Here is a 24,910-nt window from a genome sequence, read left to right as displayed (position 1 = left end):
CATTCAATCGCACCTCTGGGTTGGTTGGGTAGCAGGGCTCCTGTTCATCAAAAATCTCTTTTGCGTCCTTTGCGCCTTCGCGTCTTTGCGTTGAAGGCCTTTGATGATCAAAACAACCCGCCCTGCCTTGCCTCAGCCGCCCGGCGCACCGGGGCGAAGCTCAGGCGGTGGCAGGGGCTGGGGCCGAGGCGTTCCAGGGCCTCCAGGTGCACCGGGGTCGGGTAGCCCATGTGCGACGCCAGCCCATAGCCCGGGTGTTGTTCGTCCAGTGCCAGCATCAGCCGGTCCCGGTGCACCTTGGCGATGATGGAGGCGGCGCTGATGGCCGGCACCCGGCTGTCGCCCTTGATCACCGCGTGGGCGGTCATGGCGAGCTTCGGACAGCGGTTGCCATCCACCAGGGCCATCTCGGGGCGGTGCGACAGGGCCTCCACGGCCCGCTGCATGGCCAGCAGGCTCGCCTGCAGGATGTTGATGCGGTCGATCTCCGCCGGCGTGCAGAGCCCCAGGGCGAAGGCCAGGGAGCGCTCGCGGATCTGGCCGTCCAGATCCTCCCGCCGGGCAGGGCTCAGTTTCTTGGAATCCTTCAGACCCTCGATGGGTCTCGCCGGATCCAGGATCACCGCCGCGGCCACCACCGGACCGGCCAGCGGACCCCGGCCCACCTCGTCCACACCCGCCACCCCGGGCAACCCCAGCCAGGCCTCCAGATCCACGCATCCCCCACAGAAATCCAGTAAACTACGCCCACGCCGCTCAGGCCCCACAGGGGCAAGGCCCCTGGACGGGCCGAACTATGAATCACCCGGAGCGATTCATCGCGCAAGCCCACAGGGGTGAGGCCCATGGACGGGCCGAACAATGAATCGCCCGGAGTGATTCATCGCGCTAGCCCCGCAGGGGTGAGGCCCATGGACGGGCCGAACAATGAATCGCCCGGAGCGATTCATCGCGCTAGCCCCGCAGGGGTGAGGCCCATGGACGGGCCGAACAATGCTACCACAGCACCGGCAGCCCTCACGGGTCCCGGCGCCAATTTTCCAATCCATTGATTAACCTGAAAAACCGGATCCCCTCATGTCCAGCACCCGTTGCGCCGTGATCGGCGTGGGCTACCTCGGCAAGTTCCACGCGCAGAAGTATGCCGCCCTCCCCAATGCCGACCTGATCGCCGTCGTGGACGCAAGCCCGCAGCAGGCCGCCGCCGTAGCCGCCGACTGCCACTGCCGCGCCCTGACCGACTACCGGGAGCTGCTGGGCAAGGTGGATGCGGTGAGCATCGCGGTGCCCACCACCCTGCACTTCCAGGTGGCGAAGGACTTCCTGGAACACGGCACCCACGTGCTGGTGGAAAAGCCCATCACCGTGACCGTGGAAGAGGCCGCCGAGCTCAATCGTATCGCCAGGGACAAGGGCGCGATCCTGCAGGTGGGTCACCTGGAGCGCTTCAACGCCGCCCTCATGGACCTGGCCGACCGCAACATCCGCCCCCTGTTCATCGAGTCCCACCGCCTGGCCCCCTTCAAGCCCCGGGCCACGGACGTGAACGTGGTGCTGGATCTGATGATCCACGACATCGACATCATCCTGGACATGGTGACTTCGCCGCTCAAATCCATCGCCGCCAGCGGCGCCCAGGTGCTGTCCCAGGCGGTGGACATCGCCAACGCACGCCTGGAATTCGAGAACGGCTGCGTGGCCAACGTGACCTCCAGCCGGGTGAGCATGAAGAGCGAGCGCAAGATGCGCATCTTCGAGCCCAGCGCCTACATCTCCGTGGACTTCCAGAACCGCGGCCTGTCCATCCACCGGGTGGGTGAGCGGGAGATGTTCCCGGGCATTCCCGAGATCACCAGCGAGGAGAGCTTCTTCGACGAAAGCGATGCGCTCAAGGCGGAGATCATTGCCTTCCTCAAGGCCATCCAGGAGGGCGCACCGGTGATCGTCTCCGGCGAGGACGGCCAGCGCGCCCTGGAAACCGCCATCCGGATCACCGACCTGGTGCTGAGCAACGCCCAGGTGCTGCGCTGAGCGCGCGCCCCACACGAATCCCTTTTCAAGACACGAGGCAGACCATCCCATGATCCCCATGGTTGACCTGAAGACCCAGTACCACCAGCTCAAGGCCGAGATAGACACGGCCGTGATGGACGTACTGGAAAACACCCAGTTCATCCTCGGCCCCAACGTGAAGGCCCTGGAGCAGGAGACCGCCGAGTATTTGGGCGTGCCCCACGCCATCGGCTGCGCCTCCGGCACCGACGCCCTGCACCTGGCCCTGGCCGCCGCCGGCATCGGCCCCGGCGACGAGGTGATCACCACCGCCTTCACCTTCATCGCCACCGCCGAGGCCATCGCCTACGTGGGCGCCACGCCGGTGTTCGTGGACATCGACCCCCAGACCTACAACATCGATCCGGACAAGGTGGAAGCGGCGATCACCCCGAAGACCCGCGCCGTGCTGCCGGTGCACCTGTTCGGCCAGCCGGCGCGCATGGACCGGCTCAAGGCCTTGTGCGACCAGCACAAGCTGCTGCTGATCGAGGACTGCGCCCAGTCCTTCGGTGCCGACGTGGGCGGCACCCAGACCGGCGCCATCGGCGCGCTGGGCTGTTTCAGCTTCTTCCCCAGCAAGAACCTGGGCTGCTACGGCGATGGCGGCCTGATCACCACCCGTTCCGACGAGTACGCCAAGCGCATCCTGAGCCTGCGCAACCACGGCAGCGAGGTGCGTTACCACCACGACGTGATCGGCTACAACAGCCGCCTGGACGAGATGCAGGCGGCCATCCTGCGGGTGAAGCTGCGCCACATCGATGAATTCAACACCCAGCGCCGCCGGGTGGCTCACCGCTACAACGAACTGCTGGCGGACACGGGCATCGTCACGCCCCACGAGGACGGTCACGGACGCCACGTGTTCCACCAGTACACCCTGCTGTCCGAGCGTCGCGACGAGATCATGAAGGCCCTGCAGGCCCAGCAGATCGCCTGCGCCGTGTACTACCCCATCCCGCTGCACCGGCAGAAGGCCTTCGGCGACACCCTGAGCCACGTGCAGCTGCCCGTCACCGACGAGGTGGCGGCGCGCTGCTTCTCCCTGCCCATCTACCCGGAGATGCCCGACGAGCACATCGTCACCGTCACCAACGTGATCCGGAATGCCATCGCCTGAGCCCAGTCACGACCATGTGATGGTGGTGGCGGGTGAGGCCTCCGGCGACCTGCACGCCGCCAACATGGTGCGCGCCCTGCGCCGCCTGCGCCCGGAACTGCGCTTCTCCGGCATGGGCGGCGGCGCGCTCAGGGATGCGGGCGTGGAGATCCTGGTGGACAGCACCCGTCTGGCGGTGGTGGGGCTGGTAGAGGTGCTGGCCCATTACGGCGACATCCGCCGCGCCCTGAACACCCTCAAGCACAGCATCGAGCGGGAGCGTCCGCGCCTGCTGGTGCTGGTGGATTACGTGGAGTTCAACCTGCGCCTGGCCCGCTTCGCCAAGGGCAAGGGCGTGAAGGTGCTGTTCTATGTCAGCCCCCAGGTCTGGGCCTGGCGCGCGCGACGGGTGCGGCGCATCGGCCAGGTGATCGATGCCATGGCCGTGCTGTTTCCCTTCGAGGAGGCGGTCTACCGGGAACATGGTATTCCGGTGCGCTACGTGGGCAACCCGTTGGTGGACGAGGTCAGGGCCTCGGCGGACTGCTACACCCTGCGACGTGGCTTCGGCCTCAAGGAGACCGACCCGGTGGTGGGCATCCTGCCCGGCAGCCGTCGGGGTGAGCTGCGCCGTCACCTGCCCCTGATCATGGAATCCGCCCGGCTGCTGCGCAGTCGCATCCCCAGGGTGCAGTTCATCATGCCCATCGCCCCCGGCGTGGACGTGGACCGGGACGTCATGCCCCACCTGGACGAAGGCCTGGGCATCGTGCAGGTCAGCGGGCGCACCTACGACGCCATGCATGCCAGCGACGCCCTGATGATCGCCTCGGGCACCGCCACCCTGGAAGCCGGCCTGCTGCGGGTACCCATGGCCATCCTCTACCGGGTCGCGCCGCTGACCGCCTTCATCCTCAAGCGCCTGATCCTGATCCGCGACATAGGCCTTGCCAACATCGTCGCCGGCGAGCGGGTGGTGCACGAGTTCGTCCAGGAGGCCGCCACCCCCGAGGCCATCGCCGGGGAGATCGAGCGCCTGCTGACGGACAACGACTACGCGCGTCAGGTGCGCGAGCGCCTCGGGATCATCCGGGAAAAACTGGGGGAAGGCGGGGGATCGGAGAATGTGGCGCGGATGGCGCTGGAATTGATCGACACCGGGAAACTGGATTGAAGTGAGAAGTGAGAATAGGTGAATGGCAAAGCTCCGGCAATGCACTTCCTACATCTCACTTCTAAATTCGCACTTCACCCTTCAGATGGGTGCCTGCGCCCCGAACGTACGATGCCCCGCTGGCTGGTCTTGACGAATGCCACGAAACGGGCGACTTCCGGGATCTCCTTGGCCAATTCCTCCGCGGCCGCCATCGCGACTGCACGGTCTCGACCGCGCACCAGCAGCTTGAACACCTGGTGCAGGGCGCGCACGGTCTCCGGGGAAAACCCGCGACGCTTCAATCCCAGCTTGTTGATGCCGATGGCCCGGGCGTAGTTGCCCGAGGCCAGGGTATAGGGCGTGAGGTCGCGGTTGAGCGCCGCGCCCATGCTGGTGAAGGCATGGGTGCCGATGCGGCAGAACTGGTGCACCAGGGTGAAGCCACCCAGGATGGCACGGTCCTCCACCTTCACGTGACCGGCCAGGGAGGCGGCATTGGAGAAGATGGTGTGGTTGCCCACCTCGCAGTCATGGGCGATATGCACGTAGGCCATGATCAGGTTGTCGTTGCCGATGCGCGTCTCGCCGGTGCCCTTGGGGGTGCCGCGATGGATGGTGACGAACTCGCGGATCACGTTGCGGTCGCCGATCACCACTCGGGTGGGTTCGCCCTTGTAGCCGGTGTCCTGGGGCGCCTCGCCGATGGAAGCGAACTGGAACACCTCGCAGTCCTCGCCCAGGGTCGTGTGTCCCGAGATCACCACGTGCGGGCCGATGCGGGTACCCCGGCCGATGCGCACGTCGGCGCCGATGGTGGTGAACGGACCGATGTGCACGTCCTCGGCGATCTGTGCGCCGGGCTCGATGACCGCCCGGGGATCGATCATGACTCAATCTCCTTGCCGGCGCACATCAGGGTGGCGGAAGCCACCAGGTCGCCGTTGACCCGGGCCTCGGCCTTGAAGCGCCAGATGCCGCGCACCACCCTCAGCAGTTCCACGCGCAGATGCAGCTGGTCGCCCGGTTCCACCTGGCGGCGGAAGCGGGCCTCGTCGATACCCACGAACAGATAGAGCTGCTGCTTGTCCTGGTTCTCGTTGCGGGCCTCCTCGGTCTTGAAGGCCAGCAGGCCCGTGGCCTGGGCCAGGGCCTCCATGATCAGCACACCGGGCATCACCGGGCGAATGGGGAAATGCCCCTGGAAATAGGGCTCGTTGATGCTCACGTTCTTGATGGCCTCCAGGTATTCACCGGGCTTGAAGTCGGTGACCCGGTCCACCAGGAGAAAGGGGTAACGGTGAGGCAGATAGCGCATCACCTGGTGAATGCTCATGGCGTCCAATGATGTGTCCCTGTGTTGTTGTCTGGCCGAACGCCCAGGCGATGCGGCTGGAATCTTGTCGTCGATCGAGACGGCGCGCTCAGTCCTGCCCCTGCGCACCCTTGTCGCGTTTCCCCATGCGGCGCAGGCGGGCGAGGCTCCGGTTCCACTCGCGGGCCGTGTCATGGGGCACCCCGGAGGAGTACACACCGGGCTCGCGGATGGAGCGGGTCACGAAGCTCATGGCAGTGATGGTCACGCCGTCGGCGATATCCAAGTGACCCAGTATACCGACTCCGCCGCCAATGGCGCAGTGGCTGCCGATGCGAGTGCTGCCGGCGATGCCCACGCAGCCCGCCAGGGCCGTGTGATCGCCGATGTGCACGTTGTGGGCCACCTGGATGAGATTATCCATCTTCACACCGGTGCCGATGACGGTGTCTTCCAGCGCCCCCCGGTCGATGGTGGTGTTGGCGCCGATCTCCACGTCATCCCCCACCACCACCCGACCAAGCTGGGGGATCTTCACCCAGTGGCGCTGCCGATCCGGGGCGAAACCGAAACCGTCGGCCCCGAGCACCGCACCGGCATGGATGCGCACCCGCCGACCCAACCGCGTGCCGCGGTAAAGCGTGACCCGCGGACCCAGGCGCGTATCCGCACCCACCTGGCAATCGGCCTCCAGTATGCAGCCAGGCCCCAGCACCACGCCCTGATCCAGTACACACTCCGGGCCCACGACGCACTGCGCGCCCACCTCGACCCCGGGATGAAGTCGCGCGGAGGCATCCACCACCGCCGTGGGGTGGATGCCGGCGCGGGGCAAGGGCTCCGGGAAGATCAGGGCACAGGCCCGGGCATAGCCCAGGTAGGGATCGTCGATCACCAGCGCCGGCACCGGGCACCCGGCGGCATCATCTGCCCTGCACAACACGGCACCTGCCCGGGTGCCGGGCAGGTGCTTGCGAAAGCGGGGGTTGTTGAGGAAGGCGAGTTCGCCGGGACCGGCCCGATCCAGGGGAGCGACCCCGGTGATCTCGAGCCGGCCGTCGCCGTGCAGTTCAGCACCCAGATGGGCGGCGAGTTCGGAGAGCGTCACCACGTCGACCGGATGCCTGTTCGAAAGCTGTCAGGCACGAGGCCGCCGGATCAGCGACCGCCCTGACCCTGCTGGCGCAGACGTTCCAGCACCTTGTCGGTGATGTTGATGCGTTCGCTGGCAAACAGCACGTTGCGCTCGGTCAGCACCAGGTCATAGCGCTCCTGCTGGGCGATCTCCAGGATCACGTTCTGGACCAGGCGCTGCAGCCGACCCAGCTCCTCGTTGCGACGCACGTTCAGGTCCTCGCTGAACATGTCCTGGGCACGCTTGAACTCGCGGGAGCGGTTGCGGAAATTGCGCTCCAGCTCGGCGCGCTGCTCGGCACCCATGACGTCGGCATCACGCTCCAGGCGCTCCTGCATCTGGCGCAGGGCGTCGCGTTCGGCCACCAGTTCCGCGTCACGGGGCGAGAATTCCTTCTCCAGTGCACTGAGGGCGGCCTCAGCCTGTGGTGAACGCTCCATGATGAAGTTGATGTTGACGAAGGCCACCCTGGCCTCGGCTGCCAGGGCCATGCCGGCAGAGCCGAGCAGGGTCAGCGCCAGGATAAGGGAAACCAGGACCGCGGGCATTTTCTTCAAGATTGCTCTCCATTCAATACATATCCCCTGTCGGGGATCGGTGGTTCGTAAGGTGTCTCAGTTTGACTGGGAAGAGACACTTCAAATTCCGTATATGGATAACCTGCGATGGTGAAACCGGTCACGCATTCGGCATCAGAACGCCGCTCCGATGCTGAACTGGAACACCTGGGTGTCGTCGCCCGGCTTGTCATTTAACGCTTGGGCCAGACTGAAAGTCAACGCGCCGACGGGGGACAGCCAGGTCATGCCGATGCCCGCCGAGGTGCGGATCTCGCCCGCATCGAAGGCCTCGTAACTCTCGTACACCTGCCCCGCGTCCAGGAACAGGCTCATGCGCATGTTGCCGCTGTCGTCCAGGAACGGCGGCGGGAACAGCAGCTCAGCGGTGGTCGCCACGCGGAAGGTGCCGCCGAACGGGTCGTCGTTGGAATCCCGAGGTCCGAGACTGAAATCCCGGTAGCCGCGCACCGAGCGGGAACCGCCGGCGAAGTAATGCTCGAAGAACGGCACCCGCTCATTATCGCCATAGGGCTCGGCATAGTTGATCTCACCGTTGAGCCCGATGGACAGCTTGTCGCGCAGTGGCAGGAACCACTGGCTGCGCAGGTCGAGCTTGAAATACTCGGCGGTGCTGCCCGGCAGCGCCACCTTCAGGCCGACACGCTGCAGGTTGCCCTCGCTGGCAAACACCGTGCGATCACGGGTGTCGTGGGTGAACGAGGACTCCAGGGTGTAGAAATTAAAGTTGTTGCCGTCTGCGATGTAATCAATCACCTCGTCAGAGGTGCCGGACGTGGTCACCACCTCGACGTGCTCATAACCAGGGCTGAACCGAAAGGTGTCGAACTCCGTGAGCGGTATGCCGTAGGTCAGAGTGCCGCCGTAGCGGTTGGTGGCATAGCGGGAGATGTCCAGCTGGGAGGCGTCGGTCTCGCGGAAGAACAGCGTGAATCCACGGCTGATGCCGTCCAGGGTGTAGTAGGGATTCAGGTAGGAAATGCTGTAGGTGCGGTTCACCGAACTGTTGTTGAAGGCCAGCGACACGCGCCGGCCGGTGCCCATGAAGTTCTCCTGGGACAGCCCCAGGTTGAACAGCACACCTTCACTCTGGGCGTAGCCTAGACCCACGGTAAAGCTTCCGGAGAAGCGCTCCTTCACACTGATATCCAGATCCACCTGGTCGTCGCTGCCGGGCACGCGCCGGGTCTCCACGTTCACCGATTCCACGAAGGACAGGCGCTGCAGGCGGACCCGGGAACGGTCCACGTTGGAGGTGGAGTACCAGCCGCCTTCCATCTGACGCATCTCGCGGCGGAACACCTCGTCCTGGGTGCGGTCGTTGCCGGTGAAGTTGATACGCCGCACATACACCCGCTGACCCGGATCCACGAACAGGGTCAGGCTGACGGTGCGGTTCTCTTCGTCGACCTCGGGGATCGGATTGACGTTGGCGAAGGCATAGCCCTCGTCGCCGAGGCGACGGGTGATGGCGTCTGCGGATGCATTGATCCGCGCCCGGGAGAACACATCCCCCGGCGCGATGCGCACCAGTTCCATCAGCTCCTGCTCGTCGACGATGAGGTTGCCACCGAGGCGCACGTCGCTGATGGTGTACTGATCACCCTCGTCCACGTTGACCGTGATATAGATGTCCTTGCGGTCCGGGGTGAGGGTCACCTGGGTGGAATCGATGTTGAAATTGACGAAACCGCTGTCCAGGTACTTGGAACGCAGGGTCTCCAGGTCACCAGCCAGCTTCTGCCGTGAGTAGTGATCCCGGCGGCTGAAGAAGGCATACCAGCGCGGGATGCCGGAATCGAAACGACGCAGGATCTCCCTGTCCTCGAAGGCATCGTTGCCCACCAGGTTGATGCGCCGGATCTTGGCCACCTGGCCCTCTGCGATATCGATGTTCACGTCGACGCGGTTGCGTTCCAGTTCCTCCACCTCGACGTCGATGCGCACGTTGTACTTGCCGCGGGCGTAGTACTGCTGGCGCAGTTCGTTCTCCATGCGCTCGAGCACGGTGCGATTGAATACCCGCCCGCGGGCCATGCCCACCTGGCGCAGGGCATCCATGAGTTCATCGTCCTTGATGTCGCGGTTGCCACTGATGTTGATCTCGTTGATGGCGGGACGCTCCTCGACCACCACCACCAGCACGTTGTCGCGGCGACGCAGGGAGACGTCGGAGAAGAAGCCGGTACGGAACAGCGCGCGCACCACCTCGGCGCTGCGCGCATCGTCGAAGGCATCGCCCACCTGCACCGGCAGATTGGTGAACACGGTGCCCGGGGCGATACGCTCCAGACCCTCCACCTCGATGTCCTCGATGGTGAAGGTGGCCCCGTGGGCCATGCCGGCAGCCAGCAGCGCACCGGCCACGGCAACTCTCAGACGATTCAGCATAGGGAGATTCAGCCCAGTATTCTCATGATGTCGTTGTAGAAGGCGAGGGTCATCAGCAGCGCGATCATCACCAGCCCCACCCGCTGGCCGATGGCCTCCACCTGGGGCGAGACGGGGCTGCCCTTGACGATCTCCACCAGGTAGTAGAGCAGGTGTCCGCCATCCAGCATGGGGATGGGCAGCAGGTTGATGATGCCGAGACTGATACTGACGATGGCCATGAAACCCAGGAATGCGGCCACACCGATCACGGCGGTGACGCCCGCGTATTCGGCGATGCTGATGGGCCCGCTGATGTTCTTCACCGAGGCCTCGCCCATCACCAGGCGCCAGAGCACCCGCAGGGTGAGCACGGTCATGTCCCAGGTACGGGTCACGCCGTTGACGAAGGACTCGACGGGGCCGTGACGCACCGTGGTGCGCATGGCCTCGAACTGGCTGGTGTCCACGTGGGGATAGGCGCCGATGATGCCCACGATGCGCCCGTTGTCCTCGCGGCTGCCGGTACGCACTGCCAGCTGCAGGCGGTTGCCGTCGCGCTCCACCTCCAGCTGCATCACGCCGTCGGGCCGGGCCTGGATGCGCTCCACCAGGCCCTGCCAGGTGTGCACGGGCTCGCCGTCCGCCGCAAGCACCCGGTCACCGCTCTGCAGACCCGCCTGGACTGCCGGCCCGCCGGAGACCAGCTCGCCAAGCACCGGCTCCAGGCGCGGACGCCAGGGGGTGATGCCGATCTTGTCCAGGAGCGGACCCTCGTCCAGCAGCCGGCGGGTGTCGCTCAGGTCCAGCCAACGCACGAACTCGCGCCCGTCGGCGGTCTCCACCCGCACGGCCACCCGTTGGGAATCCAGGCTGCGCTCCAGCAGTGCCAGGGAAGCCAGTTCCCAGGTGGGCGTCTCGGTGTCGGCCACGGAGATCAGCCGGTCGCCGCTGACGAAGCCCGCCTCGGCGGCCAGGGACGCGGGTGCCACCTCGCCCACCACCGGCTTCACGCCGCCGATGCCCACCATGAACATCAGCCAGTAGGCCAGGATGGCGAACAGGAAATTGAAGGCCGGACCCGCAGCCACGATGGCGATGCGCTTGCCCACCGGCTGGCGGTTGAAGGCCCGGGACAGATCCTCGCCCGGCGGCGTGTCCGGATCGCGCTCGTCCAGCATCTTGACGTAACCGCCCAGCGGGATGGCGGCAATCACGTACTCGGTGCGATCGGGCCCGGCCACCCTGCGCCACAGGGGACGTCCGAAGCCCACCGAGAATCGCAACACCTTCACGCCCGCGCGCCGGGCCACCCAGTAGTGGCCGTATTCGTGCACGGTCACCAGGACGCCGATGGCGACGACGAAAGCGGCAATGCTGATCAGGATACTCATGAGGCCTGTCCCATGCGCAGTCCACCGATGCCCGCGATACGTTCCCGGGCGACCTGGCGCGCGGCCTCATCGGCCTTGAGCACCCGTTCCAGGTCCGTGGCAGGGCCGGTACTCACCTGCTCGAGGGTGTGTTCGATCACCGTGGCGATGTCCGTGAAGGCCAGCCGGCTGTCCAGGAAGGCCGCGACCGCCACCTCGTTGGCGGCGTTGAGCACCGCGGTGGCGGTGCCGCCCACCTGGAAGGCCTGGTAGGCCAGTCGCAGGCAGGGGAAACGGCCGAGATCCGGACGTTCGAAGTCAAGGCGGGCGATGGCCACCATGTCCAGGGGCGCCACCCCGGAGGCGATGCGCTGCGGCCAGGCCAGGGCGTGGGCGATGGGGGTCCGCATGTCCGGATTGCCCAGCTGCGCCAGCACGGAGCCGTCGCTGTAGGAGACCATGGAGTGGATCACGCTCTGGGGATGCAGCACCACCTCCACCCGCTCGGTGCCGGTGCCGAACAGCCAGCAGGCCTCGATCACCTCCAGGCCCTTGTTCATCATGGTGGCGGAATCCACCGAGATCTTGCGGCCCATGACCCAGTTGGGGTGGGCACAGGCCTGCTCCGGGGTCACACCGGCCAGGGCCTCGGGGCTTAAGGTGCGAAACGGCCCGCCGGAGGCGGTCAGCAGGATGCGCTCCACGCCGACCCGATCGAGTCCCCGGGCGAAATCCGCCGGCATGCACTGGAAGATGGCGTTGTGCTCACTGTCGATGGGCAGCAGCTCCGCGCCGCTGGCATGGATCTCGTCCATGAACAGCTGCCCGGACATGACCAGGGCCTCCTTGTTGGCCAGCATGACCCGCTTGCCGGCCCGGGCTGCCGCCAGGGTCGGCATCAGGCCCGCGGCGCCCACGATGCCCGCCATCACGTAGTCGGTCTCCGGCAGGGCGGCCACCTGCACCAGGGCATCGGCACCGCACAGCACCCGGGTGGAAAGTCCCTCGGCCGCGAGCTCGCGCTCCAGGCGTTCGGCGCCGTCCGCGCTGACCACCACGGCATAGTCGGGCCGGAAGTCGCGACACTGCTGCGCCAGGCGCTCCACATTGTCATTGGCCGTGAGCGCGACCACGCGATAGGCCTGCGGGTGTCTGGCCAGCACATCCAGGGTGTTCACCCCGATGGTGCCGGTGGAACCCAGGATGGTCACGCCACGGCGCACGGGCTCGTCTTGCATCGTCATGATGCCTCCGACCCGGGGATCGCGCGCGGGTTCGGGCGTCGTGCTGTTTTCGGGATGTGGCGCATTGAGAACGTGATCGTCACAGTGAAGCTTACAGGGACAGGATGTTGCCCCAGACCAGGCCCAGCAGAAACACCGGTGCGGCGGCCGTGAGGCTGTCGATGCGGTCCAGCACGCCGCCGTGACCCGGCAGCAGGGTGCCGCTGTCCTTCACCCCCGCCTCGCGCTTGACCAGGCTCTCGAACAGGTCGCCCGCCACGGACAACAGGGCGGTCACCAGGCACAGGGCCACGAAGTAGAACCACAGGCCCGGGTGCACCTCGAACCACCAGGCCCCGGCCAGCCCCAGCAGGGCGGTGGCCACCAGTGCCCCCAACAGACCCTCCCGGGTCTTGCCGGGGCTGATGTGGGGGGCCAGCTTGTTGCGCCCGAAACGCTTGCCGGTGAAATAGGCCGCACTGTCGGCGGTGGAGGTCAGGAACACCAGGAACACCAGCCAGAGCGGGCTCACCTCGTGGAGCATGACCAAGGCCAGCCCGGCGGGAATCAGGGTCAGCAGGCCTGCCAAGCCAGTCAGCACCGGGTGCCGGTGGCCGCCGGGCTGATAGATGGCCAGCAGCACCAGTACCACGGCCCACCATACCACACCGGCCAGCACCGGCCACAGACCCGAGCCGCCCTGCCACAGGAACGCCGCCCCCAGCGCGAGCAGCAGGATCAGCCCCAGGTAGGCCAGCCGGCCGGCCTGCCCGCCCTTGCCGGTCAGACGGGCCCAGTGTTCGCCCCGTCCCTGGGGCTCACCCTCCGGGCTCCCTCTGGTCGCGATGACTCGTTCCAGACGAGACCATTGTTCGCCCCGTCCCTGGGGCTCACCCTCCGGGCTCCCTCTGGTCGCGATGGCTCGTTCCAGACGAGACCATTCCCAGGCACCGCCCAGCAGCACCGCCAGCACGCCCAGGGCAAAGGCCCAGGTGGGCAGGAGCAGGATGCTGCCGAACACCACCACGACCAGCACCAGTCCGGTGAGGATGCGTTGCCTAAGCACGCTCATGGCTCACCTGCTCCCCGGTTCGGCCGAAGCGGCGCTCGCGGCCGGCAAAGAATTCGAAGGCCGCCTGCAGCGCGTCCTCGTCAAAGTCGGGCCAGAGCACATCGCAGAAGTAGAGCTCCGTGTAGGCCAGCTGCCAGAGCAGGAAATTGCTCAGGCGACGCTCGCCGCCGGTGCGGATGAACAGATCCGGATCGGGCAGGCCCGTGGTGGAGAGCTGCCTGTCCAGGGCCTCGACACTGATGGACGCCGGATCGAGCCGCCCTTCGGCCACCTCGGTCGCCAGGCGCCGCACGGCAGTGGTGATGTCCCAGCGTCCGCCATAGCTCACCGCGATCACCAGCTCCATACCGGTATTGTCCCCGGTGGCGGCCTCCGCCTCGTGGATGCGATATTTGAGCTTGGCGGAGAAGGCCTCGCGCTCGCCGATGAAGCGCAGGCGGATGTTGTTCTGCACCAGTTCCGGCAGCTCCTTTTCCAAGGCGCTGACGAACAGGTTCATGAGGGTGTTCACCTCGGTGGGCGGGCGCTTCCAGTTCTCGCTGCTGAAGGCGAACAGGGTCAGGGCCTGGACCCCGCGGGCGGCGCAGAAGCGCACCGCCGTGCGGGTGGCATGCACACCCTGGCGGTGACCCTCGGTGCGGGGCAGATGGCGCGCGCGCGCCCAGCGGCCGTTGCCATCCATGATGATGGCCACGTGCCGGGGGATGGCGGCGCTGTCGGCGGGGGCTGAACTCACGAAATCAAAACGACGGGGCCTAGTGTCGTGTCCCGAACGGGACACGACACTGTCTCAGACCTCCATCAGTTCCTTTTCCTTCTCGGCGAGCACCTTGTCCACTTCCTCGATGTGGCTGTCAGTGAGCTTCTGGATCTCGTCCTGGGCGCGGCGCTCATCGTCTTCGGAGATCTCCTTGCCCTTGACCAGGGCCTTGAGCGCGTTGTTGGCGTCGCGACGGATGTTGCGGATGGCCACGCGGGCATTCTCCGCCTCACCGCGCACCACCTTCACCAGGTCCCGGCGACGCTCCTCGGTGAGCGCCGGCATGGGCACGCGGATCACGGTGCCCATGGAGGAGGGATTCAGACCCAGGTCGGAGGTCATGATGGCCTTCTCCACCTTGGAGACCATGGTCTTCTCCCAGGGGGTGACGGTCAGGGTGCGGGCATCCTCCACGTTCACGTTGGCCACCTGGCTGATGGGCACCTCGGAGCCGTAGTACTCCACCATCACGTGATCCAGCAGGCTTGTGTGGGCACGGCCGGTGCGGATCTTCGCCAGTTCGTTGCGCAGGGACTCGATGCTCTTGCCCATGCGGGCCTTGGCGTCCTTCTTGATGGAATCAGTCATGGGATTTCAGCCTCTTTCGACCAGGGTGCCGATGGGTTCGCCGGTGACGAGCCGCATCAGGTCCCCTTCGTTGAAGATGTTCATCACGCGCAGCGGGATGTTGTTGTCGCGGCACATCACCAGGGCGGTGGCATCCATCACGCCCAGGTGCTTGCTGAGCGCCTCCTCGTAGGTCAGGCGCTCATAGCGCACCGCGTTCGGGTTCTTGAACGGATCGGAATCATACACGCCGTCCACCTTGGTGGCCTTGATCATGATGTCGGCGTTGACCTCGATGGCACGCAGGCTGGCGGCGGTATCGGTGGTGAAGAACGGGCTGCCGGTGCCGGCGGCGAACACCACGATGCGGCCCTTCTCCAGGTGTCGCACGGCGCGGCGGCGGATGTAATCCTCGCACACCTGGTTGATCTTGATGGCGGACATCACCCGGCAGAACTTGCCGAGCCGTTCCAGGGCATCCTGGATGGCCAGGCCGTTCATGACCGTGGCCAGCATGCCCATGTGGTCGGCGGTCACCCGGTCCATGCCCGCCTCGGCCAGGCCGGCGCCGCGAAAGATGTTGCCGCCGCCGATGACGATGGCCACCTCCACCCCGATGCGGCTCAACTCCGTCACTTCCCGGGCCAGTCGGCCGATGACCCGCGGGTCGATGCCGTATTCCTGGTCGCCCATGAGGGCCTCACCGCTGAGCTTGAGAAGGATGCGCTTGTATGCGGGACGGAGTTCTTCGCTCATGATCTACCCTGGTTTCGGTGGCCTGTTCTTATGGATGTCTGTGCAACTGTTTCCCTGGCGTCCGTGCACTGCGGGTCGGGCGATGATCGCCGATCACGCGCCCGCGCGCCGAGGATTGCCTCAAAAAAACGGGGGCCCCGTCTGGCGCCCCCGTGGTCTTCCTGATCAAGCGCCCTTGGCCTGGGCCATGACCTCTTCGGCGAAGTTCTCCGTCTTCTTCTCGATGCCCTCGCCCACCTCGTAGCGCACGAAGCGGCGTACCTTGGCACCGGCGCCATCCAGCAGCTTGCCGACGGTCTTGTCCGGATCCTTCACGAAGGGCTGGCCCACCAGGGTGATCTCGGCCAGGTACTTCTTGATGCGTCCGGTGACCATCTTCTCGACGATCTCGGCGGGCTTGCCGCTCTCGGCGGCCTGGGCGGCGAAGATCTCGCGCTCCTTGTCCAGCAGATCCTGGGGCACCTGGGTCTCGTCCACGCACACCGGACGGCTGGCGGCGATGTGCATGCAGATGTCCTTGGCCAGTTCGGCGTCGCCACCTTCCAGCTCCACGGCCACGCCGATGCGGTTGCCGTGACGGTAGAAGCCCAGGGTACCGCCGGCGGCGGCCTCGAGGCGCTCGAAGCGGCGCACCTGGACGTTCTCGCCGACCTTGGCGATCAGGGCGGCACGGGCCTCCTCGACGCTGGCACCGTCCATGCTCTGGGCCATCAGGGCGGACACATCGGCGGGCGCGGCGCTCAGCACCACCTCGGCGACCCTGTTGGCGAACTTCTCGAAGTTCTCGTCCTTGGCCACGAAGTCGGTCTCGCAGTTGACCTCCACCATGGCGGCGCGGGTGGCATCATCGGACAGGGCCACCACCACCTGACCCTCGGCGGCGATGCGGCCGGCCTTCTTGTCCGCCTTGGCGGCGCCGGACTTGCGCATCAGTTCGACGGCGGCCTCCATGTCGCCGTTGGTTTCGGCGAGGGCCTTCTTGCACTCCATCATGCCTGCGCCTGTACGCTCGCGCAGTTCCTTGACCATGGATGCGGTAATCGTCATGGGATACTCCTGAATTCGGTACTGTATGAATCGGACGTGACCCCGGGCGGTTCACCCGGCATCAGTCGGCTCTGGAACGAAACGGCCCGCCCGGAGGCGGGCCGGTCATCACTCCGCGGCGGCCTCGGCGGACTCGCCGGAGGCGGCACGCGGGGCGGCCTTCTTCTTCACGGTCGCCTTTTTCTTGGGCGCCTCGGCGCCTTCCTTGACCTCCACGAACTCATCGTCGCCGGCAGGGGCGGCAGTGGCACGGCTGGTCATCTGGGCGTTGACGATGGCGTCGGCGGCGGCGGACACGTACAGCTGAATGGCGCGCATGGCGTCATCGTTGCCGGGGATCACGTAGTCCACACCCTCGATGGAGTTGTTGGTATCCACCACGGCGATCACCGGGATGCCCAGCTTGTTGGCCTCCTTGACGGCGATCTTCTCGTAACCCACGTCGATCACAAACATGGCGTCGGGCAGGCCGTTCATGTCCTTGATGCCGCCCAGGCTGCGCTCGAGCTTCTCCAGCTCGCGGGTGCGCATCAGGGCCTCTTTCTTGCTCAGACGGTTGAAGGTGCCGTCCTCGCGCATCAGCTCCAGGTCCTTGAGCCGACGGATGGATTCACGCACGGTCTTGAAGTTGGTGAGCATGCCGCCCAGCCAGCGGTGGTTCACATAGGGCATCTTGCAGCGCTGGGCCTCTTCCGCGATGGTGTCACGGGCGGAACGCTTGGTGCCCACGAACAGGATCTTGCCGCCGTTTCCGGCCAGCTTGCCCAGGTAGTTCATGGCATCGTTGAACAGGGGCAGGGTCTGTTCGAGGTTGATGATGTGGATCTTGTTGCGCTCCCCGAAGATGAAGGGAGCCATCTTGGGGTTCCAGTAGCGGGTCTGGTGGCCGAAGTGCACACCGGCCTCGAGCATCTGGCGCATGGTCACGCTGGACATATCTATATCTCCGTGGTCTGGGTTGAGCCTCCATGCGCCCCATCCAGAAACCCGTCTGTCACAACGGGCACCCGACTGGATGTGACGGCGCATGTGCGGTTTCAAGGGATTTGTTGGTGCGTCCGGCCGGGTTTGCACCGAACGCGGGCGCTTTATACCATAATCGGCTGATCACAACAAACGCGCAGGGGAATTCCGGGCTTTTGACCACCCCGCACCGAACCTGTCATTCTACCGGGCTTTGAAGACCGGAAACCCCTCGTCCATGGCCGTCACCATCAAGACCCCCGAAGAGATCGACAAGATGCGCGTGGCCGGCCGCCTGGCCGCCCAGGTCCTGGAGATGATCATTCCCCACGTCCAGGCCGGCGTCAGCACCGACGAACTGGACCGGATCTGCCACGACTACATCGTCAACGACCTGGATGCAGTGCCCGCCCCCCTGAATTACAAGGGCTTTCCCCGCTCCATCTGCACCTCCATCAACCACCAGGTCTGCCACGGCATCCCCGGGGACAAGCGCCTGAAGAACGGCGACATCCTCAACATCGACATCACCGTCATCAAGGACGGCTATCACGGCGACACCAGCCGCATGTTCTTCATCGGCAAGCCATCGGTGAGTGCCAAACGGGTGGTAGAGGTAGCCCACAAGGCCCTGTGGCTTGGCATCGAGCAGGTGCGCCCCGGCGCACGACTCGGGGACATCGGCCATGCCATCCAGAGCTACGTGGAGGCCCAGCACTGCAGCGTGGTGCGGGAATACTGCGGCCACGGCATCGGCAAGGTGTTCCACGAAGACCCCCAGGTACTGCACTACGGCGAGCCCGGCAAGGGCATGGAACTCAAGCCCGGCATGACCTTCACCATCGAGCCCATGGTCAACGTGGGCAAGCGCCACACCCGCCTGCTGGCCGACGGCTGGACCGTGGTCACCAAGGACCACAGCCTCTCCGCCCAGTGGGAACACACCATCCTGGTCACCGAAGACGGACACGAGGTGCTGACCCTGCGACAGGAAGAGAAGGACCAGGCCGCCTAAGCATCATGGCCATTGCCTCCCCCGTCGAACCCCGCAGCCATACCGACTGGGTCACCCTGCCGGACGCAGTGGCCCTGCCCCTGGACTGGGGGCACCACGAGCGCACCCTGCGCGCCCACCTGACCGACATCAAGGCCTACGGCGACTGCCTGGAGGCCGCCCGGCGCACCCTGGAGGCGGGCTTCCGCTCCGGGGTCAGCGTGGTGGAACTGGTGCACGGCCGGGCCGCCATCATCGACCGCATCCTGGCCCTGGCCTGGGAGGGCTTCGGCCTGGAGGCCCGCCCGGACATGGCCCTGATCGCCGTGGGCGGTTACGGCCGCGGGGAGCTGCACCCGGGCTCGGACGTAGACCTGCTGCTGCTGCACGACGGCCCGCTGGCCGATGAGACCGGCGAGGCCATCAGCCGCTTCCTCACCTTCCTCTGGGACATCGGCCTGCAGGTGGGCCACAGCGTGCGCAGCCTGGAAGAGTGCACCGAGGAGGCGGCGCGCGACATCACCGTGGCCACCAACCTCATGGAGGCCCGCCTTCTGGCCGGAGACGACGGACTCATGGGGCGCCTTGCAGCGGCCATGTCCCCCGAACGCACCTGGGCCAGCGCCGAATACTTCGCCGCCAAGCTCCGCGAACAGGAGATGCGCCACCACCGCTTCGGCGACACCGCCTACCGCCTGGAACCCAACCTCAAGGAAAGCCCCGGCGGCCTGCGCGACATCCAGATGATCGGCTGGGTGAGCCAGCGCCACTTCGGCGCCAGCAGCCTGCACGAACTGGTGGCCCAGGACTTCCTCAACGAGGCCGAGTACCGGGACCTGGTGGACGGCCAGACCTTCCTGTGGCGGGTGCGCTTCGCCCTGCACACCCTCACCGGGCGCAAGGAGGACCGCCTGCTGTTCGACCACCAGCGGGCCCTGGCCAACCAGCTGGGCTTCACCGACCAGAATCACAACCTGGCGGTGGAGCAGTTCATGCAGCAGTACTTCCGCACGGTCATGGAACTGGAGCGGCTCAACGAGATGCTGCTGCAGCATTTCCGGGAGGCCCTGCTGCCAGGCAAGGGTGACGACACCCCCGTACCCATCAACCGCCGCTTCCAGGCCCGTCACGGATACATCGAGACCGTCCACGAACGGGTCTTCGAGCAACATCCCCAGGCCCTGCTGGAGATCTTCCTGCTGCTGGAACAGCATCCGGAACTGCAGGGTGTACGCGCTGCCACCATCCGCCAGATCCGCGCCCACCGGCACCTGATCGACGAGGACTTTCGCGCCAGCCTGGCCAGCCGCAGCCTGTTCATGGAGATCCTGCGCCAGCCCCAGGGCCTGACCCACCAGCTGCGGCGCATGAACCGCTACGGCGTACTGGCCGCCTACCTGCCCGCCTTCGGCCTGATCGTCGGGCGCATGCAGTACGACCTGTTCCACGCCTTCACCGTGGACGAGCACACCCTGTTCGTGATCCGCAACCTGCGCCGCTTCGCCGTCCCCGAGCTGGCCGACGAACTGCCCCATTGCAGCCACGTCTTCAAGGGGATCCCCAAGCCCGAGCTGCTGTATCTGGCCGGCCTGTTCCACGACATCGCCAAGGGCCGGGGCGGGGATCATTCAGAGCTGGGGGCCGAGGAGGCCCGCGAGTTCTGCCTCAACCACGGCCTGTCCCAGTACGACGCCAACCTGGTGGCCTGGCTGGTGCGCGCCCACCTGCTCATGTCCCTGACCGCCCAGCGCAAGGACATCTCGGACCCGGACGTGGTGCAGGACTTCGCGGCCCAGGTGGGCAACAGCACCCGCCTGGACTACCTCTACCTGCTCACCGTGGCCGACATCCGCGGCACCAACCCGGAGCTGTGGAATTCATGGAAGGACTCCCTCCTGTCCACCCTCTACGGCGCCACCCAGCGGGTGCTGCGCCGGGGCCTGGACAACCCGCCGGACCAGGAAGAACTGGTCCACGAGGCCCAGACCCAGGCGCTCGGCCTGCTGCGGGACCAGGGCATGGACGAGGCCGCGTGTCTCAGGCTCTGGGAGGAGTTCGAGCCCGAATACTTCCTGCGCCACTCCGCCGACGAGATCGCCTGGCACACCCGGGCGGTGCTGGAGTCGGATCCGGACGCCCGTCCCCTGGTGCGGGTGCGCCGCGAGACTGCCCGGGGCAGCACCGAGATCTTCCTCTACACCGAGGACCATCCCAACCTCTTTGCGCTGACCACAACGGCGCTCACCCAGCTGGGCCTGGACATCGTGGACGCGCGCATCATCACCACGCCCAGCGGCAAGACCCTGGACACCTTCCTGGTACTGGAGGACGAGGGTCACCCGGTGATGGACCCGTTGCGCATGGACGAGATCGCCCAGGTGCTCACCGAGCGTCTCGGCAATCCGGACCAGCCGCCCACCGCCGTGGTGCGCAGTACCCCGCGCCGGCTCAAGCACTTCAACGTGCCCACCCGTATCGAGTTCGGCGATCGCCTGCACTTCAACCGCACCCTCCTGGCCATCACCACCGGCGACCGCCCCGGCCTGCTGTCGCGCATCGGCACCACGCTGACCCGCTGCGGCATCAAGGTGCACAACGCCAAGATCGCCACCGCCGGCGAACAGGCGGACGACGTGTTCTACATCACCGACCTGGAAGACCGCCCCATCCTGGACCGGGAACGTCAGGGGGAGATCGAGAAGGCGTTGCGGGAAGCCTTGGAAGGCAGTGGCTAGTGGCAAGTCTCAAGTGGCAAGGAAAGTCATCAAACTGATCCCCTCTCCCTCTGGGAGACAGTGGTTTCCCTTGCCACTTGAGACTTGCCACTAGCCACTTGCGATAAGCTCCATTGCATTGCCATCCGGGTCCCTGACAAACAGCGCCGGCCTGCCGGAACGGCTCATCGTATAAGCCACACCCGCTGACTCCAGCCGCTGCCTGATCGCCTCCAGACCAAAAACCGAGAACGCCACGTGCCGGTCCCGGCCGCCGTGCTCGGGGCGGCCGTCCACCGGGTCGGGATTGGGCAGCTCCAGCAGGTGGATCTGTTGATCGCCCGCCCCGAGCCACGCCCCGGGAAACGGCAGATCGGGGCGCTCAAGCTCCGGCAGGCCCAGCACGTCCCGGTAGAAGGCGAGCGCGCGCGCCGTATCGGCCACGATCAGGCTGGCGTGGTGGATGCCGAGAAAACGGCCGCTCATGGCTGTTCCCCCGTGTCGATGCCGGGCGCGGGCTGACCGTCGATGCTGAGCGCATTCTTGCGCCGCTGATAGTCCAGCACCCCCTCGGGACCCTTGGGCGAGAGGTTGATGTGGCCGTCATCGGCCCGGGGCGCGCTGGCCACGAAGTACAGGGGCTGGGCGCGGATGAACGACGCTTGCTGTGGGGTGATGGCTGGCAGGATCTGGCCCATGGGGATACCGTTTGCAGGGTTATACGCGCGAGTGTCCCGCAAGCATACCGTCGCCGACCGCGCGCCTGCACGCCCGGCGCCCTTCGCGTATAATCGCCCCCTTCCCTGAATCCCGACCCGCGCGCCCATGAATCCCGATCTGGACCGTCTGCAGCCCTATCCCTTCCAGAAACTCACGGAGCTGAAGGCGGGCATCACGCCACCGGCGCAGCTGGAACACATCGCCCTGTCCATCGGCGAACCCAAGCACCCCACCCCGGGCTTCATCGCCGAGACCCTGGCCAGCCACCTGCACGGACTGGCCCACTATCCCATCACCCGGGGCGGTGACGCCCTGCGCGAGACCATCGCCGCCTGGGCCACCCGGCGCTTCGACCTGCCCGCCGGCAGCCTGGACGCGGCACGCCACGTGCTGCCGGTCACCGGGACCCGGGAGGCCCTGTTCGCCTTCGCCCAGTGCGTGGTGGACCGCAACCGCGACCCGCTGGTGCTGATGCCCAACCCCTTCTACCAGATCTACGAGGGCGCGGCCCTGCTGGCGGGCGCCGAGCCCCATTTCCTGAACCTGAGCGCGGACAACCGCTTCCTGCCGGATCTGGACGCGGTGCCGGATGCCGTCTGGAATCGCTGCCAGCTCCTGTACCTGTGCAACCCCGGCAACCCCAGCGGCGCGGTGATGGACGAGGCCCACCTGCGCCAGGCCATCGAACTGGCGGAGCGCTTCGACTTCGTGATCGCCGCCGACGAGTGCTATTCCGAGATCCACTTCCCGGGCGCCACCCCGCCCCCGGGCCTGCTGGGCGCCGCCGCGCGCATGGGCAACACCGACTACCGGCGCTGCGTGGTGTTTCACAGCCTGTCCAAGCGTTCCAACGTGCCCGGCCTGCGCTCCGGCTTCGTGGCCGGCGACGCGCAGATCCTGGAGCGCTTTCATCTCTATCGCACCTACCACGGCTGCAGCATGGCCCCGCCCAGCCAGGCGGCGAGTACCGCCGCCTGGGCCGACGAGGCCCACGTGGAGGAGAACCGCCGCCTGTACGCGCAGAAGTTCGACGCCATGCTGGAGATCCTCGGCGGCGTGCTCAAGGTCTCGCGCCCGGACGCGGGCTTTTACCTCTGGCCCGAGACCCCGGTGGACGACGAGACCTTCGCACGGGAGCTCTTCGCGCAGCAGAACGTCACCGTGCTGCCCGGCAGCTATCTCTCCCGGGACACCGAGGCCGGCAACCCGGGCCGCGACCGGGTGCGCATGGCCCTGGTGGCCCCCCTGGACGAATGCATCGAGGCCGCCGGACGCATCCGCCGCTTCGTGGAATCCCTTTGACACTCATTTCCATACCCATTTCCAGACCCAACGGAGTCACACCATGAGCAAGCTTCAGGAGATCATCATCGAGGCCTTCGAGCGCCGCGCCGACATTACCCCGCGCAACGTGGAGACCCACGTGAAGGACGCCGTCATGGAGGCCATCGACATGCTGGACCGGGGCACCGCCCGGGTGGCGGAGAAGAAGGACGGTGAGTGGATCGTCAACGACTGGCTGAAGAAGGCCGTGCTGCTGTCCTTCCGCATCCACGACAACCAGTTCATCAAGGGCGGCTTCACCAACTACTACGACAAGGTGCCCTCCAAGTGGGCCGACGCCAACTCCCGCGACTTCCGCGAGGGCGGCGCCCGCGTCGTGCCCCCGGCCACCGCGCGCAAGGGCTCCTACATCGCCCCCGGCGTGGTGCTCATGCCCTCCTACGTGAACATCGGCGCCTACGTGGACTCCGGCACCATGGTGGACACCTGGGCCACGGTGGGTTCCTGCGCCCAGATCGGCAAGAACGTGCACCTGTCCGGCGGCGTGGGCATCGGCGGCGTGTTGGAGCCCCTGCAGGCCGCCCCCACCATCATCGAGGACAACTGCTTCATCGGCGCCCGCTCCGAGGTGGTGGAAGGCGTGATCGTGGAAGAGGGTTCGGTGATCTCCATGGGCGTGTACATCGGCCAGAGCACCCGCATCTACGACCGCGAGAAGGACGAGATCCTCTACGGCCGCGTGCCCGCCGGCTCCGTGGTGGTCTCCGGCAACCTGCCCTCCAAGGATGGCAAGTACAGCCTGTACTGCGCAGTGATCGTCAAGAAGGTGGACGAGAAGACCCGCTCCAAGGTGGGCATCAACGAACTGCTGCGGGATATCTGAAGGCCGCTCCCGCTTGAGACCACTTCTTAGGACCACTTCCGCCGCAGAGACGCGGAGGCGCAGAGACAAAAAAATAGTTCGCAATCTTTTGCTCTGAGCCTCCGCGCCTCTGCGGCAGGTATTTTGATCAACCATGACCACGCTCTACGGCATCAAGAACTGCGACACCGTGAAGAAGGCCCGCAAGTGGCTGGAAGCACACGGCGTCGAGTACCGCTTCCACGACTTCCGTGCCGACGGCCTGGAGGCGAAACAGATCGACGCCTGGATCAAGGCCGTGGGCTGGGAGACCCTGCTCAACCGCCGCGGCACCACCTGGCGCAAGCTGCCGGAAGCGGTGCGCGAAGGCATCGACGAAAAACGCGCCGCCGCCCTGATGCTGGAACACCCCACCCTCATCAAGCGCCCGGTGGTGGAACACGGCAAGCAGGTGCTGGTGGGATTCGACCCGGACGTCTACGCCAAACTCTGATCAACTTCGCCCCATAGACAATGAAAACCACGGACAGGATTTACATGATTGACAGGATTTTTAGTTCTTTAATCATGTCCATCATGTAAACCCGACAGTTGCATAAATCCGGCACGGTTTTACAAGAAAACGGCTTATATACGGTACGACCTGCCTGTTGCACGGCTGTTGCTGGACCTCACCAAATGTGAAGTCCAGAAAACGGCCTAAATCGGTGCGAGAAGATGGCTTGCACGCATAAAAAAACGGTCTCGAAGTTGGTAGAATTGGTGGCACCACACCGTCCAACAAAACCAACGGAGACCGTCTGGATGAAGTGTAGCAGAGCCGCCGTTCATCGCAAGACCCATCGCATTCCCGATATCCGGTTCGAGGAC

Annotated in this window: 23 protein-coding genes and 1 pseudogene; 8 read left to right on the top strand and 16 right to left on the bottom strand. The window is 65.9% G+C overall.

From position 1 onward, the window contains the following. Positions 1–107 precede the first annotated feature (107 nt). On the bottom strand, positions 108–716 hold the full coding sequence (gene rnhB / locus D580_RS0103930) for a ribonuclease HII (protein ID WP_018953131.1): 609 nt from the start codon (positions 714–716) through the stop codon (positions 108–110). A 361-nt stretch (positions 717–1,077) separates the two neighbouring features. Here rnhB and D580_RS0103925 point away from each other — a divergent pair, with 361 nt between their 5' ends. From D580_RS0103925 to lpxB, 3 genes are read left to right on the top strand one after another with little or no spacing between them, the layout of a single operon-like run. Continuing rightward, the gene (locus D580_RS0103925) at positions 1,078–2,031 is read left to right on the top strand and encodes a Gfo/Idh/MocA family protein (protein ID WP_018953130.1); all 954 of its coding nucleotides are present in this window, start codon (positions 1,078–1,080) and stop codon (positions 2,029–2,031) included. Positions 2,032–2,080: 49 nt separating this feature from the next. Beyond that, complete coding sequence (locus tag D580_RS0103920; protein WP_018953129.1) at positions 2,081–3,175, top strand: DegT/DnrJ/EryC1/StrS family aminotransferase; 1,095 nt, start codon at positions 2,081–2,083, stop codon at positions 3,173–3,175. Then, positions 3,162–4,328, top strand: coding sequence for a lipid-A-disaccharide synthase (gene lpxB / locus D580_RS0103915; protein WP_026289686.1), 1,167 nt, complete (start codon positions 3,162–3,164; stop codon positions 4,326–4,328). Before D580_RS0103920 ends, lpxB begins: the two co-directional genes overlap by 14 nt. A 74-nt stretch (positions 4,329–4,402) precedes the next feature. Here lpxB and lpxA read toward each other — a convergent pair whose 3' ends face one another. The 13 genes from lpxA to rpsB form a co-directional block, all read right to left on the bottom strand. Further along, on the bottom strand, positions 4,403–5,197 hold the full coding sequence (gene lpxA / locus D580_RS0103910; RefSeq protein ID WP_018953127.1) for an acyl-ACP--UDP-N-acetylglucosamine O-acyltransferase: 795 nt from the start codon (positions 5,195–5,197) through the stop codon (positions 4,403–4,405). Beyond that, positions 5,194–5,643 carry a 3-hydroxyacyl-ACP dehydratase FabZ gene (gene fabZ, locus D580_RS0103905; protein WP_012637739.1) on the bottom strand — a complete coding sequence of 150 codons (450 nt, stop codon included), beginning with the start codon at positions 5,641–5,643 and terminating at the stop codon, positions 5,194–5,196. The genes lpxA and fabZ overlap by 4 nt, the downstream gene beginning before the upstream one ends. Before the next feature lie 88 nt (positions 5,644–5,731). After that, positions 5,732–6,733 (bottom strand): UDP-3-O-(3-hydroxymyristoyl)glucosamine N-acyltransferase, encoded by a 1,002-nt coding sequence (gene lpxD, locus D580_RS0103900; RefSeq protein ID WP_018953125.1) that lies wholly within the window; start codon positions 6,731–6,733, stop codon positions 5,732–5,734. A 47-nt stretch (positions 6,734–6,780) separates the two neighbouring features. Next, positions 6,781–7,305, bottom strand: coding sequence for an OmpH family outer membrane protein (locus D580_RS0103895; protein ID WP_018953124.1), 525 nt, complete (start codon positions 7,303–7,305; stop codon positions 6,781–6,783). A 144-nt stretch (positions 7,306–7,449) separates the two neighbouring features. Next, the gene (bamA, locus tag D580_RS0103890; RefSeq protein WP_018953123.1) at positions 7,450–9,726 is read right to left on the bottom strand and encodes an outer membrane protein assembly factor BamA; all 2,277 of its coding nucleotides are present in this window, start codon (positions 9,724–9,726) and stop codon (positions 7,450–7,452) included. Positions 9,727–9,734: 8 nt separating this feature from the next. Then, positions 9,735–11,099, bottom strand: a complete 1,365-nt coding sequence (gene rseP / locus D580_RS0103885; RefSeq protein ID WP_018953122.1) for an RIP metalloprotease RseP — start codon at positions 11,097–11,099, stop codon at positions 9,735–9,737. Continuing rightward, complete coding sequence (gene ispC, locus D580_RS0103880; RefSeq protein WP_026289685.1) at positions 11,096–12,322, bottom strand: 1-deoxy-D-xylulose-5-phosphate reductoisomerase; 1,227 nt, start codon at positions 12,320–12,322, stop codon at positions 11,096–11,098. The genes rseP and ispC overlap by 4 nt, the downstream gene beginning before the upstream one ends. 91 nt (positions 12,323–12,413) lie before the next feature. Continuing rightward, positions 12,414–13,373 (bottom strand): phosphatidate cytidylyltransferase, encoded by a 960-nt coding sequence (locus D580_RS0103875; protein WP_018953120.1) that lies wholly within the window; start codon positions 13,371–13,373, stop codon positions 12,414–12,416. After that, positions 13,360–14,109: an isoprenyl transferase gene (locus tag D580_RS0103870; protein WP_018953119.1), complete on the bottom strand. Its 750-nt coding sequence runs from the start codon at positions 14,107–14,109 to the stop codon at positions 13,360–13,362. The genes D580_RS0103875 and D580_RS0103870 overlap by 14 nt, the downstream gene beginning before the upstream one ends. A gap of 54 nt (positions 14,110–14,163) precedes the next feature. Beyond that, positions 14,164–14,721: a ribosome recycling factor gene (gene frr, locus D580_RS0103865; protein ID WP_018953118.1), complete on the bottom strand. Its 558-nt coding sequence runs from the start codon at positions 14,719–14,721 to the stop codon at positions 14,164–14,166. 6 nt (positions 14,722–14,727) lie between these two features. Further along, on the bottom strand, positions 14,728–15,456 hold the full coding sequence (pyrH, locus tag D580_RS0103860; RefSeq protein WP_018953117.1) for a UMP kinase: 729 nt from the start codon (positions 15,454–15,456) through the stop codon (positions 14,728–14,730). 165 nt (positions 15,457–15,621) lie between these two features. Further along, the gene (tsf, locus tag D580_RS0103855; RefSeq protein WP_026289684.1) at positions 15,622–16,503 is read right to left on the bottom strand and encodes a translation elongation factor Ts; all 882 of its coding nucleotides are present in this window, start codon (positions 16,501–16,503) and stop codon (positions 15,622–15,624) included. Positions 16,504–16,611: 108 nt separating this feature from the next. Beyond that, on the bottom strand, positions 16,612–17,439 hold the full coding sequence (rpsB, locus tag D580_RS0103850) for a 30S ribosomal protein S2 (RefSeq protein ID WP_018953115.1): 828 nt from the start codon (positions 17,437–17,439) through the stop codon (positions 16,612–16,614). 241 nt (positions 17,440–17,680) lie between these two features. Here rpsB and map point away from each other — a divergent pair, with 241 nt between their 5' ends. Both map and glnD read left to right on the top strand, forming a co-directional pair. Next, positions 17,681–18,481 (top strand): type I methionyl aminopeptidase, encoded by an 801-nt coding sequence (gene map / locus D580_RS0103845; RefSeq protein ID WP_269208093.1) that lies wholly within the window; start codon positions 17,681–17,683, stop codon positions 18,479–18,481. A 5-nt stretch (positions 18,482–18,486) separates the two neighbouring features. Further along, positions 18,487–21,195: a [protein-PII] uridylyltransferase gene (glnD, locus tag D580_RS0103840; RefSeq protein WP_018953113.1), complete on the top strand. Its 2,709-nt coding sequence runs from the start codon at positions 18,487–18,489 to the stop codon at positions 21,193–21,195. Positions 21,196–21,285: 90 nt separating this feature from the next. On the opposite strand, the gene D580_RS0103835 is transcribed toward glnD, so the two are convergent. Together D580_RS0103835 and D580_RS17045 are read right to left on the bottom strand one after the other, a co-directional pair. After that, positions 21,286–21,660: a VOC family protein gene (locus tag D580_RS0103835; protein WP_018953112.1), complete on the bottom strand. Its 375-nt coding sequence runs from the start codon at positions 21,658–21,660 to the stop codon at positions 21,286–21,288. A gap of 89 nt (positions 21,661–21,749) precedes the next feature. Next, positions 21,750–21,872: pseudogene (locus D580_RS17045) on the bottom strand (pyridoxamine 5'-phosphate oxidase family protein); the annotation flags it as partial. A 127-nt stretch (positions 21,873–21,999) separates the two neighbouring features. On the opposite strand from D580_RS17045, the gene dapC reads away from it, so the two are divergent. The 3 genes from dapC to D580_RS0103815 all read left to right on the top strand — a co-directional run bounded on the left by dapC (position 22,000) and on the right by D580_RS0103815 (position 24,533). After that, positions 22,000–23,196, top strand: coding sequence for a succinyldiaminopimelate transaminase (gene dapC, locus D580_RS0103825; RefSeq protein WP_018953110.1), 1,197 nt, complete (start codon positions 22,000–22,002; stop codon positions 23,194–23,196). Positions 23,197–23,239: 43 nt separating this feature from the next. Then, the gene (dapD, locus tag D580_RS0103820; RefSeq protein ID WP_012637722.1) at positions 23,240–24,061 is read left to right on the top strand and encodes a 2,3,4,5-tetrahydropyridine-2,6-dicarboxylate N-succinyltransferase; all 822 of its coding nucleotides are present in this window, start codon (positions 23,240–23,242) and stop codon (positions 24,059–24,061) included. 133 nt (positions 24,062–24,194) lie between these two features. Further along, complete coding sequence (locus D580_RS0103815; protein WP_018953109.1) at positions 24,195–24,533, top strand: ArsC family reductase; 339 nt, start codon at positions 24,195–24,197, stop codon at positions 24,531–24,533. Positions 24,534–24,910: the final 377 nt, after the last annotated feature.

The organism is Thioalkalivibrio sulfidiphilus (genome assembly GCF_000377945.1).
In the GTDB taxonomy this organism is placed as follows: domain Bacteria; phylum Pseudomonadota; class Gammaproteobacteria; order Ectothiorhodospirales; family Ectothiorhodospiraceae; genus Thioalkalivibrio_A; species Thioalkalivibrio_A sulfidiphilus_A.
Note: the sequence above shows the minus strand (reverse complement) of the source record. Positions and strands in the feature narration are given on the sequence as shown.

Excerpts from the sequence above, each read along its gene's own strand:
- D580_RS0103925 (WP_018953130.1), top strand. The coding sequence starts at position 1,078 with ATGTCCAGCACCCGTTGCGCCGTGATCGGCGTGGGCTACCTCGGCAAG.
- D580_RS0103920 (WP_018953129.1), top strand. The coding sequence starts at position 2,081 with ATGATCCCCATGGTTGACCTGAAGACCCAGTACCACCAGCTCAAGGCC.
- lpxB (WP_026289686.1), top strand. The coding sequence starts at position 3,162 with ATGCCATCGCCTGAGCCCAGTCACGACCATGTGATGGTGGTGGCGGGT.
- lpxA (WP_018953127.1), bottom strand. The coding sequence starts at position 5,197 with ATGATCGATCCCCGGGCGGTCATCGAGCCCGGCGCACAGATCGCCGAG.
- fabZ (WP_012637739.1), bottom strand. The coding sequence starts at position 5,643 with ATGAGCATTCACCAGGTGATGCGCTATCTGCCTCACCGTTACCCCTTT.
- D580_RS0103895 (WP_018953124.1), bottom strand. The coding sequence starts at position 7,305 with ATGCCCGCGGTCCTGGTTTCCCTTATCCTGGCGCTGACCCTGCTCGGC.
- bamA (WP_018953123.1), bottom strand. The coding sequence starts at position 9,726 with ATGCTGAATCGTCTGAGAGTTGCCGTGGCCGGTGCGCTGCTGGCTGCC.
- rseP (WP_018953122.1), bottom strand. The coding sequence starts at position 11,099 with ATGAGTATCCTGATCAGCATTGCCGCTTTCGTCGTCGCCATCGGCGTC.
- ispC (WP_026289685.1), bottom strand. The coding sequence starts at position 12,322 with ATGACGATGCAAGACGAGCCCGTGCGCCGTGGCGTGACCATCCTGGGT.
- D580_RS0103875 (WP_018953120.1), bottom strand. The coding sequence starts at position 13,373 with ATGAGCGTGCTTAGGCAACGCATCCTCACCGGACTGGTGCTGGTCGTG.
- frr (WP_018953118.1), bottom strand. The coding sequence starts at position 14,721 with ATGACTGATTCCATCAAGAAGGACGCCAAGGCCCGCATGGGCAAGAGC.
- pyrH (WP_018953117.1), bottom strand. The coding sequence starts at position 15,456 with ATGAGCGAAGAACTCCGTCCCGCATACAAGCGCATCCTTCTCAAGCTC.
- tsf (WP_026289684.1), bottom strand. The coding sequence starts at position 16,503 with ATGACGATTACCGCATCCATGGTCAAGGAACTGCGCGAGCGTACAGGC.
- rpsB (WP_018953115.1), bottom strand. The coding sequence starts at position 17,439 with ATGTCCAGCGTGACCATGCGCCAGATGCTCGAGGCCGGTGTGCACTTC.
- glnD (WP_018953113.1), top strand. The coding sequence starts at position 18,487 with ATGGCCATTGCCTCCCCCGTCGAACCCCGCAGCCATACCGACTGGGTC.
- D580_RS0103835 (WP_018953112.1), bottom strand. The coding sequence starts at position 21,660 with ATGAGCGGCCGTTTTCTCGGCATCCACCACGCCAGCCTGATCGTGGCC.
- dapC (WP_018953110.1), top strand. The coding sequence starts at position 22,000 with ATGAATCCCGATCTGGACCGTCTGCAGCCCTATCCCTTCCAGAAACTC.
- dapD (WP_012637722.1), top strand. The coding sequence starts at position 23,240 with ATGAGCAAGCTTCAGGAGATCATCATCGAGGCCTTCGAGCGCCGCGCC.
- D580_RS0103815 (WP_018953109.1), top strand. The coding sequence starts at position 24,195 with ATGACCACGCTCTACGGCATCAAGAACTGCGACACCGTGAAGAAGGCC.